Raw genomic sequence first — 14,852 nt, forward strand, 5'->3', positions numbered from 1 at the left:
ATACGAATTCCGGCACTCTCAATCCGCTGTTTTATCCCGCTGCGCATTACGATTCGCCTGCTGATGTATTGAATGCGAGCGAGCTCTCTGGTCCGGAGAAGCGGATCATCCTGTCGTCCTGGGCGTCCGACATGTACGCGGTCGAGTCCTGTCCCGCCCTGCGCGAGATCCCCGGCATGAGCCACACGATTCGGCTCACCGATATCCTGGCCGCGCTGCGCAAACTCGACGGCGACAACGACAATGACGATCCGCCGCGCGGCGGCGGCGTCCCAATGCGGCTGCGGCGGCCCTGGGCCGCCGCCGAGGGGCGGAGCACATGATGTTCACGCAAACCGTTCTGGGCCTCGTGCTGCTCGGGCAGGCCGCGGCGGTCTGCGCCGTTCCGTTTCTGGCCATGCAGGGCTGGATCGTCGCGTCACGCGGCGAAGGATGAGCCACGATCCTCCAAATTCCCTCGCCCAAGACATAGCGGCAGGTGACCAAGATGAATGCTGTGCGTCTGCTCTTGCTGGCGCTGCTGGTGCTGACACTCACGGCATCACAGCCTGCTGCAGGCCAAATCCCCGATCTGAAGACCGGCGGCTCGGTGCCGACCCTGGCGCCGCTGGTGCGCCAGGTGACGCCGGCCGTGGTCAACATCTCCGTGCACGGTCGCGTGCGCGAGGACAATCCGCTCTATCGCGATCCGATCTTCCGCGAATTCTTCGACGTCCCCCGGCAGATCGAGAAGGAGGTCAATGCGACCGGCTCGGGCGTGATCGTCGATGCCCAGCGCGGCTACGTGTTGACCAACAATCACGTAGTCGAAGGTACCTCCGCCGTGCAGATCACGACCAAGGACGGTCGGCAGTTTTCGGCCAAGGTGGTCGGGCGCGATCCGCCGACGGACGTTGCCGTGCTGCAGATCCAGAACCCGGCCGGCCTCAAGGCGCTTGCCTTCGGCGACAGCGACACGCTCGAGGTCGGCGACTTCGTGCTCGCGATCGGAAATCCCTTCGGCCTCGGCCAGACCGTGACATCGGGGCTCGTCAGCGCGTTGGGCCGGACCGGTCTCGGCAAGCAGGGCTATGAGGATTTCATCCAGACCGATGCCGCGATCAATCCTGGCAATTCCGGCGGCGCGCTGGTCAGCCTCCGCGGCGAGCTGGTGGGTATCAACTCGGCGATCATCTCGCCCGCCGGCGGCAATGTCGGGATCGGCTTCGCCATTCCGGTCAACATGGCGCGCAAGGTGATGGAGCAGATCATCGCCAATGGCCGCGTCGAGCGCGGTCGTATCGGCATCTCGCTCAAGGATCCGCTTCCCTCGGTCAACAAGGGATTGACCCAGGGGGCCGTCATCGCCGAGGTCGCCGCGGATTCGCCCGCGGACAGGGCCGGCTTGCGCAAAGGGGATGTCGTCACCGCGGCCGACGACCGCCCGATCCGCACCGCCGCCCAGCTCCGCAACACGATCGGCCTTGCCCGGGTCGGCGAACATGTGAGGCTCTCCGTGCTGCGTAACGGTGCTCCGCTCGCCGTGAGCGTCAGGGTCGCGCCCGCAAGTGAATCCAGCAGCGCCCTCGCAGGGCCCAATCGCCTCCTTCGTTGAACGGATCGCAGGGGTTGCGCCGAAGCATCGGCGATCTCCCCTGCGAGGGTGGCGAGCCGCATGACCGTGGCTCAGGCTGCGCGGTGATCCTGCTCGCGTTGCAAATCTCTGATCAGCCGCAGCTCGCGCTCGATGCGCTGGCGATAGAGCTCGCGTTCTTGCTCGGTCTTTGCGCTTGCCAGAAGCAGCTCGTAATGGCCGATCACCTTTTCGCTGCCGCGAATGAGCAGCGCTCGCTGGCTGGTCATTGCATTGCTCCCCTCGCATCGACCGGCGCCTGGGCGGCACAGAGAGCAACCGGGAAGGTGGCTGCGGTCAGGCTTTCGAGCGCCGACCTTTCTTCTGTGAGGCGCCTGTCAATGAACTGGCGCTCGAGCTCCGACAGCCTGGTCTTCAGAAGGCGCCGGTAGCGGTGGATGTTGTTACGGTGTGCGCGAATGCGGGCCAAATTCTCGTCGAGCATCGTCGTCTCTCCAGACGGTCGCGTTGGGTCCTTTGATTTTCGAGGGCGAGAAACAGCTTTCTCGGCGCAAAAAATATGCAGCCGGAATTCCGTGTCAAGAGGATTGCGAGGCGTCGTCGAGCATCTCTCGTCGCAGGAATTACGACAGCTCGATCGGCGCGCCGCGGCCGCTGAGCTCCTCATCGAGGCGCAGATAATGGGCGAGATAGTCGTGCAGCGCGGTCGCCGCCTTCGAGGTCGCACCGCTGGATTTGTAAAGCAGCAGCTCGATCTTCGGCAGCGGCGGCAGGCCCTCATTCGGGCCGATCTCCCGCATCGCCGGCACCAGCGCGCTGCGGCCGAGCACGGTGACCGCCATGCCGGCGAACGCCGCGGCCTGCAGGCCGCCGACGCTTTCGCTGACGCAGGCGATGCGCCAGCGCAGGCTCGCGCGCTCGAGCGTATCGATGGCGTAGTCGCGGTAGATGTTGCCCGGCGGCAGCAGCGCCAGCGGGATCGGGCGTTCCTGATGCGCGGCGGATTGCTCGCCCGTCATCCACACCAGTTGCTCGCGCCGCACCACCTGGCCGCCAGTGAAATCGTTCATGCGGGTGACGAGCGCGATGTCGACGTCGCCGCGCTTGACCAGGCCGACCAGCGGCGTCGACAGCGCGCAGTTGAGCTCGACCTGCACGCGCGGAAACGACTTTCGGAATACGCTGAGGATCTGCGGCAGCATGAACGCCGCATAGAGGTCGGGCGTGCCGAGCACCACCTGGCCCTCGATCTCCTGCGACGCCAGCTGCGAGATCAGCTCGTCATGCAACCTCAGGATGGATTTGGCGTAGGTGAGGACGGTGGTGCCGTCGTCGGTCAGCGTCAGCCTGCGGCCGCCATGCTCGAACAGCTGCTTGCCGGTCAGCTCCTCCAGCCGCTGCAATTGCAGCGTGATCGCCGGCTGGGTGCGGCCGAGCCGTCGCGCGGTCTCGGTGATGCTGCCGGTCTCGACCACCGAGATCAGCGACCGGAGCATACGGATGTCGAGACTGATGAGGTTCATGCGGGGTCCATGTCGCCCAGAATTTATGCAAGTTCCATGCTAGGGGCGGCGGACGGGGATTGCCGCAAGAATAACCGGGCTGCGGCAATTTTTCGAGATTCCGCTGGCCTGCGTTCCCGAGAAACTAACTGAGAACGAAGCCTGCTCGTGACAATGCGAGACCCGACCGCAATGGTGCAGGCCATTGCAAATGCTGCGATCTCACCCGGCTTGACGACGTCGGGAAGTTGAGGCCATTGCTGGCGGTGTGATGAATCAAACAACAACAAGACAAACATCAAGGAAGTGCCCATGCGCGGGGTTATGCGACGCACCTTTCTGGCCGCCTGTGCGGCCGTTCTGTTCTCCGGCGCGGCTCTAGCGCAGGATTACCCTTCCCGGCCCGTCAAGATCATCGTTCCGTTCCCGGCCGGCGGCTCCAACGACATCATCGCCCGTATCGTCGCTCAGAAGCTGACCGAACGGAACGGCCAGACCTTCCTGGTCGAAAATCGCGGCGGCGCCGGCGGCAATATCGGCGCCGAGGCCGCCGCGAGCGCAGAGCCCGACGGCTATACGCTGCTTCTGACCGCTCCTCCTCCGCTGACCATTAACGGCTCGCTCTACAAGAAGCTGCCGTTCGATCCGGCCAAGGCGTTTGCCCCGGTGGCCCTGATCGCCTCGGTGCCGATCGTGCTGGTCATCAATCCCTCGGTACCGGCCAAGAACGTCGGCGAGCTGATCGCGCTCGCCAAGGCCAAGCCGGGCTCGCTGAATTTCGGCTCGTCGGGAATCGGCTCGACCAATCATCTCGCCGGCGAACTGCTCAAGAGCATGGCCGGCATCGACATCGTGCATGTGCCCTATCGCGGCGCCGCGCCGGCGATGAATGACCTGCTCGCCGGGCAGATTCCCTTCATGTTCGACAATATGCCGGCGGTGCTTCCGCAGGTGCAGGGCAAGGCGATCAATGCGATTGCCGTCGCCGGCACCAAACGCGCTGAAGCGCTGCCCGACGTGCCGACGGTTGCGGAAACCGTTCCCGGCTTCGAGGCCTCGTCCTGGTTCGGGCTGGTCGCGCCCGCGAAAACGCCGGAGCCTGCACTTGCCAAGCTCAGCGATGAGCTCGAGACGATCCTGAAGATGCCTGACGTCAAGAAGCGGCTTGCCGAGCTCGGCGCCGAGCCTGGCGCAATGTTCGGCCCTGCCTTCGGGCAGTTCATGGCGGACGAGACCACGAAGTGGGGCAAGCTCGTCAAGGCCTCCGGCGCCACGGTGGATTGAGGGTCGCGTCATGGATCTCAATCTGGGCGGCAAGGTTGCCGTCGTCACCGGCGGCAGCATCGGCATTGGCCGCGCCATTGCCGCCGAGCTCGCGCGCGAGCAGGCGCACGTGGTCATCGTCGCGCGCGACGCCGAGCGGCTGGCGGCGGCGGCGGCGGAGATGTCGCGCGACACCGGCCGGCGTGTGATCGCCTGCGCCGGTGACATGACCAAGCCCGACGATATCGCCCGCGCAATGGTGACCGCGCGCGAGGCCTTCGGCCGGATCGATATTCTCGTCAATAATGCGGGCGCATCGCCGATGGGGAGGATCGCCGAGACGCCGGATGCGATCTGGGCCAAGTCTATCGAGCTGAAGCTGCTGGGCTACATGCGCTGTGCGCGCAACGTGCTGCCGGAGATGCGCGACCGACGCTGGGGTCGAATCATCAACATCATCGGCCGCAGCGGACATCAGCCGCGCGCGGCCTATCTGGCCGGCGGCGCGGTCAACGCCGCACTGCTGAATTTCACGCTGGCGCTCGCCGAGGAATGCGCTCCCGACAATGTGCTGGTCACCGGCGTCAATCCCGGACCGGTGCAGACCGATCGCTGGGACAGCCTCATCTCCCAGGGCGCGGCGATCTCGGGGCAGGATCAGGGCGCGACCAATGCGGCTGCGATTGCCTCGGTGCCGCTCGGCCGGGTCGGGCAGCCGCACGAGGTGTCGGGCCTCGTCGCGTTCCTCTGTTCGGATCGCGCCTCCTTCATTACTGGTACCTGCATCAATGTCGATGGCGGTGGAACGAGGTGTATCTGATGGGTAGCGAACTGCGGAAGATCGGTGTCAGCGAGGATTGCGAGCTTGCGGTCCGCATCGACGATTATCTGCTGCCATGGGACACCAGGCCGGCGGTCGTGATGCTGCACGGGCTCGCCGAAAGCGGCGAGGCGTTCCGCCGCTGGGTGCCGTATTTCGCCACGCATCACCTGGTGGTGCGGCCCGATCTGCGCGGCTACGGCGATTCGACGCCGATGCCGGGCACCTATCCCTATCGCTTCGCGGGCCTCGGCGATGACATCGTCCGCATGCTCGACGCGTTGAAGCTCGACCGTGTGTTCCTGGTCGGTGGCAAGATCGGTGGCACGCTGGCGATGCACCTGACGGCCAAACACCCGGATCGCGTGATCGCGGTTGCCGCGGTCGGTGCGCCGGCCTCGCTCACCTCGTTCGATCAGCGGGCGCCGGCCTGGCGCAAGCAGATCCGCGAGCAGGGCGTCGAGCCCTGGGTGCGTGAGACCACGGCGGGCCGGCTCGGTTCTTCGCTGCCGCCGGCGGCGCTGGATTGGTGGATCAGGCTGATGTCGAAGACCAGGGCTTCGACGCTGGAGGCCTTCCTCCAGATGGTGCCGACGGTCGACGTCACCGGTGAGCTTCCGTCCATCAGGCGTCCCGCGCTGGTGATCACCACCACCGGCTCCGGTCTCGGCGACGTCGCCTCGGTGAAGGCGTGGCAGGAGACGATTCCGGGATCGAAGCTCGAAGTGTTGCCCGGCGATTCCTATCACGTCGCTGCAACCGACCCCGATGTCTGCGCGCAAAAAGTTCGTGCGTTCTTCGATCGCGTCGCGACTTAAGGCGTACAGGGCGGGCCATTGGCCCGCCCGTCGTTTGACTCTATGATGATCGCTCGACAAGAAACGGGACCTATCAGGGAGAGAAGCCGTGACAACGACCACGCGACGCAGCGTGCTCACCGCCGCAGCCGCGATGACCGCGGCGGGCCTCACGGAGGTGGCACCGGCCGCCGCCCAGGCCGGACCGAAGCCGATCTTCCCGGTGCCGATGGTTGCGATCCCGATCGTCGGCGAGAGCCAGGTATTCCAGGTCCGCCGCATCTATTGCATCGGCCGCAACTATGCCGCGCACGCGATCGAGCGCGGCTCGGATCCGAACCGCGAGCCACCGTTCTTCTTCCAGAAGCCGACCGACGCGATCCAGAACGTCGCGATTGGCGAAGTCGCCGACCATCCCTATCCGTCGCTGACCAAGAACTATCATCACGAGGTCGAGCTGGTCGCGGCGCTGAAATCCGGCGGCACCAACATCCCGGCCGACAAGGCGCTCGACCATGTCTACGGCTACGCGCTCGGCCTCGACATGACCCGCCGCGATCTCCAGAACGGCATGGCCGCGGAGAAGAAACCGTGGGAAATCGGCAAGAGCTTTGACCACGCCGCGGTGATCGGCCCGATCCACCCGGCCAGCAAGACCGGTCATTTCGAGAAGGGCGCGATCTCGCTCGCGATCAACGGCAACGTGAAGCAGAGCTCGGATCTCAGCAAGATGATCTGGAGCGTCGCCGAGCAGATCGCAAAGCTGTCGGAGGCGTTCGAGCTGAAGGCTGGCGACATCATCTATTCCGGCACGCCGGAGAATGTCGGCCCGGTCGTGAAGGGCGACGTGCTCCTGTGCAAGCTCGAAGGCCTGCCTGACATGTCGATCAAGATCGTCTGATCGCCGTCCGGGAGGTACCCCGCTTCCTAGGGCTGGCCGAGGATCTTCTTCGCGGCGCGAAGATGCGGCTTGTCGATCATCTGGCCGTCGAGCCGCAGCGTGCCGGAGTTGGGATTGCTCGCGAACGCTGCGATCACCTTCTTCGCCCAAATGCGCTCGGCCTCGGTCGGCTCGAACGCTGCATTGACGATGTCGACATGCTTGGGATGGATCAGCGCCTTGGCCGAAAAGCCATTGCGCCGGGCTGCGCGCGTCTCGGCTTCGAGGCCGGCGAGATTGTCGATGTCGGTATAAACGGTGTCGATCGGTGCCACGTCCGCCGCGGCCGCCGCCATCAGGCAGAGGTCGCGCGCGAGACGATAGGGGCTGTGGAACACGCCGCCTGACGCCTTCTCGGTGGCGCCGAGCGAGGCGGAGAGATCTTCCGCGCCCCACATCAGGCCGGCAAGGCGAGGCGAGCAGCCCTTGTAGCTGCCGAGACCGAAGATCGCGCTCGCGGTTTCGGTCGCGACGCAGACGATACGCGTCGCGCCAACCGTGAGGCCGGACGCAGCTTCCAGGGCCTCGAGCCAGGTGGCGACCTGGCGCACGTCGTCGCCGCCTTGCGATTTCGGCAGCACGATGCCGTCGGGCCTGCCCGGCATCACCGCGGCGAGATCGGTCAGCGTCATGCCGGTCTCGAGCGCGTTGACGCGCACATAGAGAAGATGCGGGCCGGGGCGGCGCTTCAGCATCGCCAGCGTCAGCCCGCGCGCCTCCGGCTTCTTTTCGGCGACGACGGAATCCTCGAGATCGATGATCAGCGCGTCGGCCTTGCCTTCGCTCGCCTTCTCGAACTTGCGCGGGGAATCGCCCGGCACGAACAGCATGGATCGCATCAGACCGGCCTCTTGTGCATCATCGCCATGCGGCGGCATGTGCCGACGATCTCGTCGTTCTGGTTCAAGGCATGATGCTCGAACTCGACGATGCCCGCTCTCGGGCGCGATTTGGATTCCCTCAACGAAAGCACCTTCGTCGTCGCCCGCAAGGTGTCGCCATGGAAGACCGGCTTCGGAAAGGTCACCTCGGTCATGCCGAGATTGGCGACGGTGGTGCCCAGGGTCGTATCATAGACCGTCATGCCGATCATGATGCCGAGGGTGTAAAGGCTGTTGAAAATGCGCTGGCCGAACTCGGTCTTCTCGGCGAAATGCGCGTCGATGTGCAGCGGCTGCGGGTTGAGCGTCAGCAGGCTGAACAGGGTGTTGTCCATTTCCGTGACGGTCCGGGTCAGCGGATGCCTGAACTCCTGGCCCACGGAAAAGTCCTCGAAATAGAGTCCGGCCATCCGTCTCGCTCCCTGTCCCTTGCCCCTCCGTCCGTACCATTACGCGCGTGAACCGCTGGACGGAAAATGCCTTTGCTGCGACGCATGGAGCCATGCGTTGCTCATGTCGTTGACAGCTAGATTCACCGATATGTACCTTCGGCTCAAGCAAGAAATGAACGAGGGCCGCGCGGCAAGGAGTCAAATCATGGATTTCGCGCTCACCGATCAGCAGGAAGCCATCCGCGATGCCATCGCCAAGATCTGCGAAGGCTTTCCCGATGCCTATTGGCTGAAGAAGGACCACGACGGCGGCTTTCCGCACGATTTTCACAAGGCGCTGGCCGACGCTGGCTGGCTCGGCATCTGCGTGCCGGAAGAATATGGCGGCTCCGGCCTCGGCATCACCGAAGCTGCAATCATGATGCGCACCATCGCGGAGTCCGGCGCCGGCATGTCCGGCGCCTCCGCGGTGCACATCAACGTATTCGGCCTCAACCCCGTCGTCGTGTTCGGCACCGAGGAACAACGCAAGCGGATGCTGCCGCCGATGGTCGAGGGCCGCGAGAAGGCGTGCTTTGCCGTGACCGAACCCAACACCGGGCTCAACACCACGCAGCTCAAGACCCGCGCCGTCGCCAAGAACGACCGCTACGTCGTCAACGGCCAGAAGGTGTGGATTTCGACCGCCCAGGTCGCGCACAAGATCCTGCTGCTCGCGCGCACCACCCCGCTGGAGGAGGTGCGCTCGCCGACGCACGGGCTCAGCCTGTTCTATACCGATTTCGATCGCAACAGGATCAAGGTCCACGAGATCGAGAAGATGGGCCGCAAGATCGTCGATTCCAACGAGCTGTTCTTCGAGGACTTTGAAATTCCGATGGAGGACCGCATCGGCGAAGAGGGCAAAGGGTTTCAGTACATTCTGGAAGGCATGAATCCCGAGCGGATTCTGATCGCGGCCGAAGCCGTCGGCCTCGGCAAGCTCGCGCTGTCGCGCGCGACGGAATATGCCAAGACTCGGATCGTGTTCAATCGTCCGATCGGCAAGAATCAAGGCATCCAGCATCCGCTTGCGGTGAACTGGGTCGAGCTCGAGGCGGCCTGGCTGATGGTGATGCAGGCAGCCTGGCAATACGACAAGGGCCTGCCCTGCGGCGCTGGCGCGAATGCCGCGAAATATTTCGCGGGCGAAGCCGGATACCATGCCTGCGAGCAGGCGGTGATGACCCATGGCGGCTTCGGCTATGCCAAGGAATTCCACGTCGAACGCTATTTGCGCGAGGTGCTGATCCCGCGCATCGCGCCGGTCAGCCCGCAGCTCGCGCTCAGCTTCATCGCGGAGAAGGTGCTGGGTCTCGCCAAGTCGTACTGACGTCGTACTGAACTTTTTTCTATTCCGTGGCGATCCGCTCCATCGCCATGGCGCGAAGCTTGGCGCGCTGGATCTTGACGCCGTTGGCACTGTCGGTGACGGGAAAGGCGTCCACGATATAGAGCCGCGCCGGCACCTTGTAGCCGGCAAGCCGCTCGCGCAGACGCGCGATCAGCGTCTCCTGTTGCGGAGGCGCGTCAGCCGGGATGACAAACGCAACGCAGCGCGCCTGGCCCTTCAGATCGACCGCGACAACCTGGGCATCGGCAACGCCGTCGCAGGATTTGAGCTCGTCCTCGATCTCCCCGGGCGCGACCAGGAAGCCGCCGAGGCGCATGGCATCGCCGGCGCGGGTCTCATAGACGAACGACCCGTCGCCGCGGAGGCGGCCGATGTCGCCGGTCCGGAAGAAGCCGTCCGAAGTGATCGCATCGCGCGTAGCCTCGGGATTGCCGAAATAGCCGAGGAAGCGCGATGGCGCGCTGATCTCGATCTCGCCGGAGACGCCAGGCGCTGCGAGCTCACGAGTTTCGGTGTCGCGCACGCGGACCTTGGCGTCCGGGGACATCGGCTGGCCGCCGCCCTCGATGCGATCGGCAAAGGCGTCGCCGGGTCGGGCGATCGAGAACAGCGCCTGCACCTCGCTCGAGCCGTAGAGGCCGAACAGCGGCAGGCCGCGCGCCTCGGCCTCCGCGGCAAGCTCGCGCCAGCCGGGCTGGAACGCGGCAAAGCCGCAGACTTCGACATGCGGAAACGGGCGTGGCGCCGAGGTGAGGGCGAGGATGCGGCGGAACATCTCGTCGGAGCCGAAGCTGTGCGTGATCTTGTGCTCGCCGAGGATCTTCAGCGCCGGCGCCGCTTCGAACGCGTCGAGCACATGGACGGTCGCGCCGGCGGCGATGAAGCCGAGCAGGCTCGTCATGCCGAAGGTGCCGCAGAACGGCAGCATCGCCAGCAGCGCGTGGCGCTGCGGGGAAAGCCGGAGCGCCACGGCAACGGCCCTGGCGTGGGTCGCGAGCGTCCGCTGTGAATGCGCGACCAGTTTTGGTCCCTTGGTCGTGCCCGATGTGGTGTAGAGCAGCACCGGCAGATCGACCTCGCCCTGGGACAGAGCTGGCGGATAAGGCTTGTCGAAGGCGTCGAAATGCACACAGGGCCATTGCGCGGGGATCGTAGCGGCGCCGACGACCGCGAGTTTTTGCAGCGCGGGGACTTCGTCCCTGGCGATGTCGGCGAGAATGGCGGCGAAATCGATCGAGCGGAACGCCGCCTCGATCATCAGCAGTTTCGCCCCGGACAGCTTCAGCAGATGCTCGACCTCCGCGCTGCGGTAGCGCGTATTGACGGCGGCAACGATCGCACCCCGCCGGGCGGCGGCCAACAGCAGCGCGATCCATTCGACCCGGTTGACCAGCCAGACTGCGACGACGTCGCCCCTGCCGATGCCCTGCGCGGCAAGCCAGGCCGTGGTCTGCCCGACCTTCCCGGCGAATTCGGCGCGCGACACCGGCGTGCCGTCGAACACGAAGGCGGGCTCGGCAGCGCTCTCCGATTCGATCAGCGATTGCAGTGAAACTTCGTCGGCATGCATGGCAACCGGAGTAGCCCGATCGCGCAAACCTGTCTACTTGGTGCCGAACATCCGGTCGCCGGCATCGCCCAGGCCCGGCACGATGTAGCCGTGGTCGTTGAGCCGCTCATCGACTGCGGCGGTCCAGATCGGCACGTCAGGGTGCTCGCTCTGGAACTGCGCGATGCCCTCGGGCGCCGCCAAGAGGCACACGAAGCGGATATCGCGCGCGCCGCGGTCCTTGAGCAGGGACGCGCCGGCGCAGGCTGAATTGCCGGTCGCCAGCATCGGGTCCATCAGGATCACGGTGCGGTCGGACAGGTCCTGCGGGGCCTTGAAGTAATATTCCACGGCCTGCAAGGTCTCGGGGTCGCGATAGAGGCCGATATGGGCGATGCGGGCGGAGGGCATCAGCGCCAGCATGCCGTCCAGAAAGCCGACGCCGGCGCGCAGGATCGGCGCCAGCGTGAGCTTCTTGCCGGCGATCTTTGGCGCCTGCATCGGCGAGATCGGCGTCTCGATCTCGACCATTTCGAGCGGCAGGTCGCGCGTCACCTCGTAGCCGAGCAGCATCCCGACCTCGTTCAGGATTTCCCGAAAGCTCTTGGTCGAGCGGTCCTTCTCCCGCATCAGGGAAAGCTTGTGCTGGACCAGGGGGTGGGCGACGACGTTCACGCTGCTTGTGCTCATGCGGCCGATCTAACACGGTTCCGTGAAACTGCGCCAGATCGGCCGGAGGTTTTCCGCAAGAGCGCGAGGCCGGCCGGTCCGGCATCGCAACCTCCGTCCATGCCCGGTTGCTTGCCTTGTAGGCAGCGATGGTCAATTCGCGGTCGATCGCGTGGCCGCGATTGGGATTAGAGGCCGAGCCCGCGCGCCGCGAGCGTGATCACGATCGTCAGGACCGCACCCCAGACCAGGCTCAACGTCATGGTCAGAATGGTCGTGGTGACCGCGTGTTCGAGATCTCCCCTGAACAGCGGCATGCTAATGGTCCGACGCCGGCGCCGCGGTGAGGCGCAGGCCGAGCAACAGCGCGCCCATCAGCGCGAGCAGCATCGCGATCTTGAGTTCGACCATGTCACGTCACCTCGCGACGATCCGGGCCAGCATCCGCCTCGCTCGCCCGGCCAGCACGATCAGGGGATTGCCGCGATTTGCGACGTCGAGCTCGAAGATCTCGCTGGGGAAAACCAGCGCGCACCGTGCCGGCGCGCTCTGACGGTTGGCAAATTCGACGGCCGAGCTCTTGAACAGGAATAGACCGCCGATGCGGCCGCGCGCCTCGCGTGCGACCCAGAGGCCGGCGGCATTGCGGCCGATGAAGAAGGCGGGAATGGCCTCGCTGATCACATCGGGATCGAGCGGCTCGAGCTCCGCCGCGGGCCGCTGCGGCGGCTGGCGGTGAACAGCTTGAAGAGCGATCGCGGCCATGGCGGCCTCCTCGCAGATTTGCAGGGTCATGACGGCGCCTTCAGGCGTGGAGATGCCAGACATAGATTGCGGTCTTCAGTGCGATCAGCGCAGTCAGCACGCTGCCCATCGTGAGCACGGCGAGCGCACGGAGCGCGACGCGCTTGAGTTGGGCCTTGCGCGCCTTCGATCTTCGCGCCGGGCGCTCGGCCCAGGCCATGGGCCGTTCCAAGCCCTGTGTCAGCATCGACATGTGAGACTGTCCTCATCCTTGGAGCGACGAGACGGTCGCTCCAATCTCCCTCCTATGATGAGCAGCGCAGCATAGGAATGCGAGACGGGCGCCAATGCTGTCGTATAGGAGCGCCATAAAAGGCCTTCGTTAAGCCCCAACGCCGTCGATCAGGTCTTCGTCGGCAATCGCCGCGAAGGCCTTCCGGACCTCGGCGCGGGCCGCCTCATCCAGCGGCACGATCGGCAGCCTTGTGGCCGGCGACATCAGGCCCAGCGTGCTCAGCGCGTATTTGAGCGCAGACGGGCTCTCGCGGGACAGGCAGGCGATCAGCGGAACCAGCCGCTTGTGCAGATAGCGCGCCGTCTGCAGGCGACCTTGTCTCACTTGTGAGAAGATCGTCCGGCACAGATCCGGAGCGATGTTGGAGATTTCCGAGATCGCGCCGTCGCCGCCGTCGGCAATGGTGCCGAAGATGGTCACGTCATTGCCGGACAGCAGGCGGAAGCCTGATGGCAAGAGGCGGCTCAGACGCATCGGGCGAGTGGTGTCGCCACTGCCGTCGCGCAGGCCCACGAACTGGCGGGATTCGACCAGCCGCAGCAGTGTCTCGTCGGCGAGCGGCCGCAGCGTGCGGGAGGGAATGTCGTGCAGGATCACGGGGAGCCCCGTCGCGCCGGCAACGGCACGGAAATGCGCAAGCATCCCCTCCTGCATCGGCTTGTTGTAGGCGGGCACGACCGACATGATGGCGTCAGCCCCGGCCGCCTCCGCACGGCGGGCCAGTTCGACAGCGCGGCCGGTTGCGTTCGACATCGCACCGGCAATGATCCGTGTGCGTCCGCGAGCGACGTCGACCGCGGTGCGAATGACGAGCTCCTGCTCGGCGGGCGAGAGCGTCGGTGCCTCGCCCGCTGTCTCGCAGACCACGAGTGCGGGAACCCCGGCCGAAACCTGGCGCTCGCACAGCGCGGCGAACGCCTGAAGATCGATCGTGTCGGCCGCATCGAATGGCGTCGGCAGATCCGGAATGAAACCGGTGAACCAGGCTGAAGGAGGGGTGAACATGGCTTGTTCGCCGAGTGCGCCGGTTCAGGCGGCGTGCTGCGAAAGATCGGGACTTTTGCCCATGTCGAGCTCGATCACGCGTTGCAGCTCGACGATGGTTTCGGGGTGCCGTCCATTCTCGAACAGCGCGTATTTGATGGCTTGGGCGCGGCTGACGAACAGGCCGCCATAGAGGCCGTTCTGCTCTTGCGCGATCCACTGTCCACGGTGGTTCCTGCCGATGAAGACGATGCTGGAGAGCGCGCTGCACGAGGGAGGTTCGACCAGTTTCACGGATATTGTCCTTCCAATTGACGCGGGAGCTGCGGGATCTCGTCCCGCTGGCCGCCCGATCAATATCTTTCCGGATGGATAGGATTTCGAGAGAGAGCGCGCCGCGATCTCATAGGAACGCCATAGGGCTTTGGCGTTCGTTCAGCTAAAATTCTCGCAAGACGCCGGCTCATACAACGGGTCTGCGGCGCGGCGCACATTGGGAACGCTCGGCCGCGGCGCTTCCGCGGCCAGCGACTGGACTTCCACGAAAGCGGACAGCAGCGCAATCGCGAGATCGCCATGACACCCTTCGGTGGCGGTGTCGAGCCAATCGGGCAGTTCGCGTTCACGCGACAGCGCGCAATGCCACTCGCCCTCGTCATAGGCGATGCGGCGGACGTGCCACAGCGGCAGTTCGAGCTCCATCAGCGCCAGCGCCGCGTCGGTCCAGGCCTCCGCGTCGATCAGGTGCATGAGGCGTGCGGTGCGCTCGGACTGTCCGAGCGAGGGAAAGCGGCGGCAGGCCCTGTCGATGATCTCGAGCATCAGCGGCCGGGTCATGCCTTGCGCGTTGCGCAGGCGGTCGCCGAGGGAAGGCGGGTCGTAGTGGCGGAAAGCGACATTCATGTCAGCCTCCTGAAATTGGCGGCGGTCAGTCGGCCGGTTTCTTCAGGATGGCGGGACGGGCATTGGAAAACGAGACGGGAAGGGGAGGCGAGATATAGGAATCTCATAAAGACGGGAGGAGCGCTGTATCAGGGGCGAGGCGGGCGG

Annotated in this window: 20 protein-coding genes; 7 read left to right on the forward strand and 13 right to left on the reverse strand. The window is 65.2% G+C overall.

Annotation, left to right across the window (positions count from 1 at the left end; genetic code table 11):
* Positions 1-323: hypothetical protein (locus tag G8O24_RS31390; RefSeq protein ID WP_188106186.1), on the forward strand; the 323-nt coding region annotated here is incomplete at its 5' end.
* Positions 324-487: 164 nt separating this feature from the next.
* Positions 488-1,594: a trypsin-like peptidase domain-containing protein gene (locus tag G8O24_RS31395; RefSeq protein ID WP_188106188.1), complete on the forward strand. Its 1,107-nt coding sequence runs from the start codon at positions 488-490 to the stop codon at positions 1,592-1,594.
* Positions 1,595-1,665: 71 nt separating this feature from the next.
* Here G8O24_RS31395 and G8O24_RS31400 read toward each other — a convergent pair whose 3' ends face one another.
* From G8O24_RS31400 to G8O24_RS31410, 3 genes are all read right to left on the reverse strand, one after another.
* On the reverse strand, positions 1,666-1,842 hold the full coding sequence (locus tag G8O24_RS31400) for a hypothetical protein (RefSeq protein WP_188106189.1): 177 nt from the start codon (positions 1,840-1,842) through the stop codon (positions 1,666-1,668).
* Positions 1,839-2,057 carry a hypothetical protein gene (locus G8O24_RS31405; RefSeq protein ID WP_188106190.1) on the reverse strand — a complete coding sequence of 73 codons (219 nt, stop codon included), beginning with the start codon at positions 2,055-2,057 and terminating at the stop codon, positions 1,839-1,841. The genes G8O24_RS31400 and G8O24_RS31405 overlap by 4 nt, the downstream gene beginning before the upstream one ends.
* Positions 2,058-2,196: 139 nt before the next feature.
* On the reverse strand, positions 2,197-3,096 hold the full coding sequence (locus G8O24_RS31410) for a LysR substrate-binding domain-containing protein (protein ID WP_188106191.1): 900 nt from the start codon (positions 3,094-3,096) through the stop codon (positions 2,197-2,199).
* A 291-nt stretch (positions 3,097-3,387) separates the two neighbouring features.
* Between G8O24_RS31410 and G8O24_RS31415 the strand changes: the two genes are divergently transcribed.
* The 4 genes from G8O24_RS31415 (at position 3,388) to G8O24_RS31430 (ending at position 6,856) form a co-directional block, all read left to right on the forward strand.
* On the forward strand, positions 3,388-4,359 hold the full coding sequence (locus G8O24_RS31415; RefSeq protein ID WP_188106193.1) for a Bug family tripartite tricarboxylate transporter substrate binding protein: 972 nt from the start codon (positions 3,388-3,390) through the stop codon (positions 4,357-4,359).
* A 10-nt stretch (positions 4,360-4,369) separates the two neighbouring features.
* A complete protein-coding gene (locus G8O24_RS31420; protein WP_188106195.1) occupies positions 4,370-5,158 on the forward strand; it encodes an SDR family NAD(P)-dependent oxidoreductase in 789 nt (262 codons plus the stop codon).
* Positions 5,158-5,976: an alpha/beta fold hydrolase gene (locus G8O24_RS31425; RefSeq protein ID WP_188106197.1), complete on the forward strand. Its 819-nt coding sequence runs from the start codon at positions 5,158-5,160 to the stop codon at positions 5,974-5,976. Before G8O24_RS31420 ends, G8O24_RS31425 begins: the two co-directional genes overlap by 1 nt.
* Positions 5,977-6,064: 88 nt before the next feature.
* Positions 6,065-6,856, forward strand: a complete 792-nt coding sequence (locus G8O24_RS31430) for a fumarylacetoacetate hydrolase family protein (RefSeq protein ID WP_188106199.1) — start codon at positions 6,065-6,067, stop codon at positions 6,854-6,856.
* 26 nt (positions 6,857-6,882) lie between these two features.
* Here the strand turns inward: G8O24_RS31430 and G8O24_RS31435 are convergent, their stop codons facing one another.
* Together G8O24_RS31435 and G8O24_RS31440 are read right to left on the reverse strand one after the other, a co-directional pair.
* A complete protein-coding gene (locus G8O24_RS31435) occupies positions 6,883-7,734 on the reverse strand; it encodes an HpcH/HpaI aldolase/citrate lyase family protein (protein WP_188106201.1) in 852 nt (283 codons plus the stop codon).
* Positions 7,734-8,186: a MaoC family dehydratase gene (locus G8O24_RS31440; protein ID WP_188106203.1), complete on the reverse strand. Its 453-nt coding sequence runs from the start codon at positions 8,184-8,186 to the stop codon at positions 7,734-7,736. Before G8O24_RS31440 ends, G8O24_RS31435 begins: the two co-directional genes overlap by 1 nt.
* A gap of 187 nt (positions 8,187-8,373) precedes the next feature.
* Here G8O24_RS31440 and G8O24_RS31445 point away from each other — a divergent pair, with 187 nt between their 5' ends.
* Positions 8,374-9,540 carry an acyl-CoA dehydrogenase family protein gene (locus tag G8O24_RS31445; RefSeq protein WP_188106205.1) on the forward strand — a complete coding sequence of 389 codons (1,167 nt, stop codon included), beginning with the start codon at positions 8,374-8,376 and terminating at the stop codon, positions 9,538-9,540.
* A 19-nt stretch (positions 9,541-9,559) separates the two neighbouring features.
* Here the strand turns inward: G8O24_RS31445 and G8O24_RS31450 are convergent, their stop codons facing one another.
* From G8O24_RS31450 to G8O24_RS31480, 8 genes are all read right to left on the reverse strand, one after another.
* Positions 9,560-11,131: an AMP-binding protein gene (locus G8O24_RS31450; protein WP_188106207.1), complete on the reverse strand. Its 1,572-nt coding sequence runs from the start codon at positions 11,129-11,131 to the stop codon at positions 9,560-9,562.
* Positions 11,132-11,164: 33 nt separating this feature from the next.
* Complete coding sequence (gene upp / locus G8O24_RS31455) at positions 11,165-11,800, reverse strand: uracil phosphoribosyltransferase (protein ID WP_188106209.1); 636 nt, start codon at positions 11,798-11,800, stop codon at positions 11,165-11,167.
* A 167-nt stretch (positions 11,801-11,967) separates the two neighbouring features.
* Complete coding sequence (locus G8O24_RS45245) at positions 11,968-12,096, reverse strand: hypothetical protein (RefSeq protein ID WP_283815607.1); 129 nt, start codon at positions 12,094-12,096, stop codon at positions 11,968-11,970.
* Positions 12,097-12,196: 100 nt separating this feature from the next.
* Positions 12,197-12,574 carry a hypothetical protein gene (locus G8O24_RS31460; RefSeq protein WP_188106210.1) on the reverse strand — a complete coding sequence of 126 codons (378 nt, stop codon included), beginning with the start codon at positions 12,572-12,574 and terminating at the stop codon, positions 12,197-12,199.
* 10 nt (positions 12,575-12,584) lie between these two features.
* Positions 12,585-12,776 carry a hypothetical protein gene (locus G8O24_RS31465; protein WP_188106213.1) on the reverse strand — a complete coding sequence of 64 codons (192 nt, stop codon included), beginning with the start codon at positions 12,774-12,776 and terminating at the stop codon, positions 12,585-12,587.
* Between the two features lie 129 nt (positions 12,777-12,905).
* Positions 12,906-13,823, reverse strand: coding sequence for a 4-hydroxy-tetrahydrodipicolinate synthase (gene dapA / locus G8O24_RS31470; RefSeq protein WP_188106214.1), 918 nt, complete (start codon positions 13,821-13,823; stop codon positions 12,906-12,908).
* A 24-nt stretch (positions 13,824-13,847) separates the two neighbouring features.
* Positions 13,848-14,096, reverse strand: a complete 249-nt coding sequence (locus G8O24_RS31475) for a hypothetical protein (protein WP_188106216.1) — start codon at positions 14,094-14,096, stop codon at positions 13,848-13,850.
* Positions 14,097-14,237: 141 nt separating this feature from the next.
* Positions 14,238-14,705, reverse strand: coding sequence for a hypothetical protein (locus G8O24_RS31480; RefSeq protein ID WP_188106218.1), 468 nt, complete (start codon positions 14,703-14,705; stop codon positions 14,238-14,240).
* Positions 14,706-14,852 lie beyond the last annotated feature (147 nt).

It is taken from the genome of Bradyrhizobium campsiandrae, from assembly GCF_014529705.1.
GTDB lineage: Bacteria > Pseudomonadota > Alphaproteobacteria > Rhizobiales > Xanthobacteraceae > Bradyrhizobium > Bradyrhizobium campsiandrae.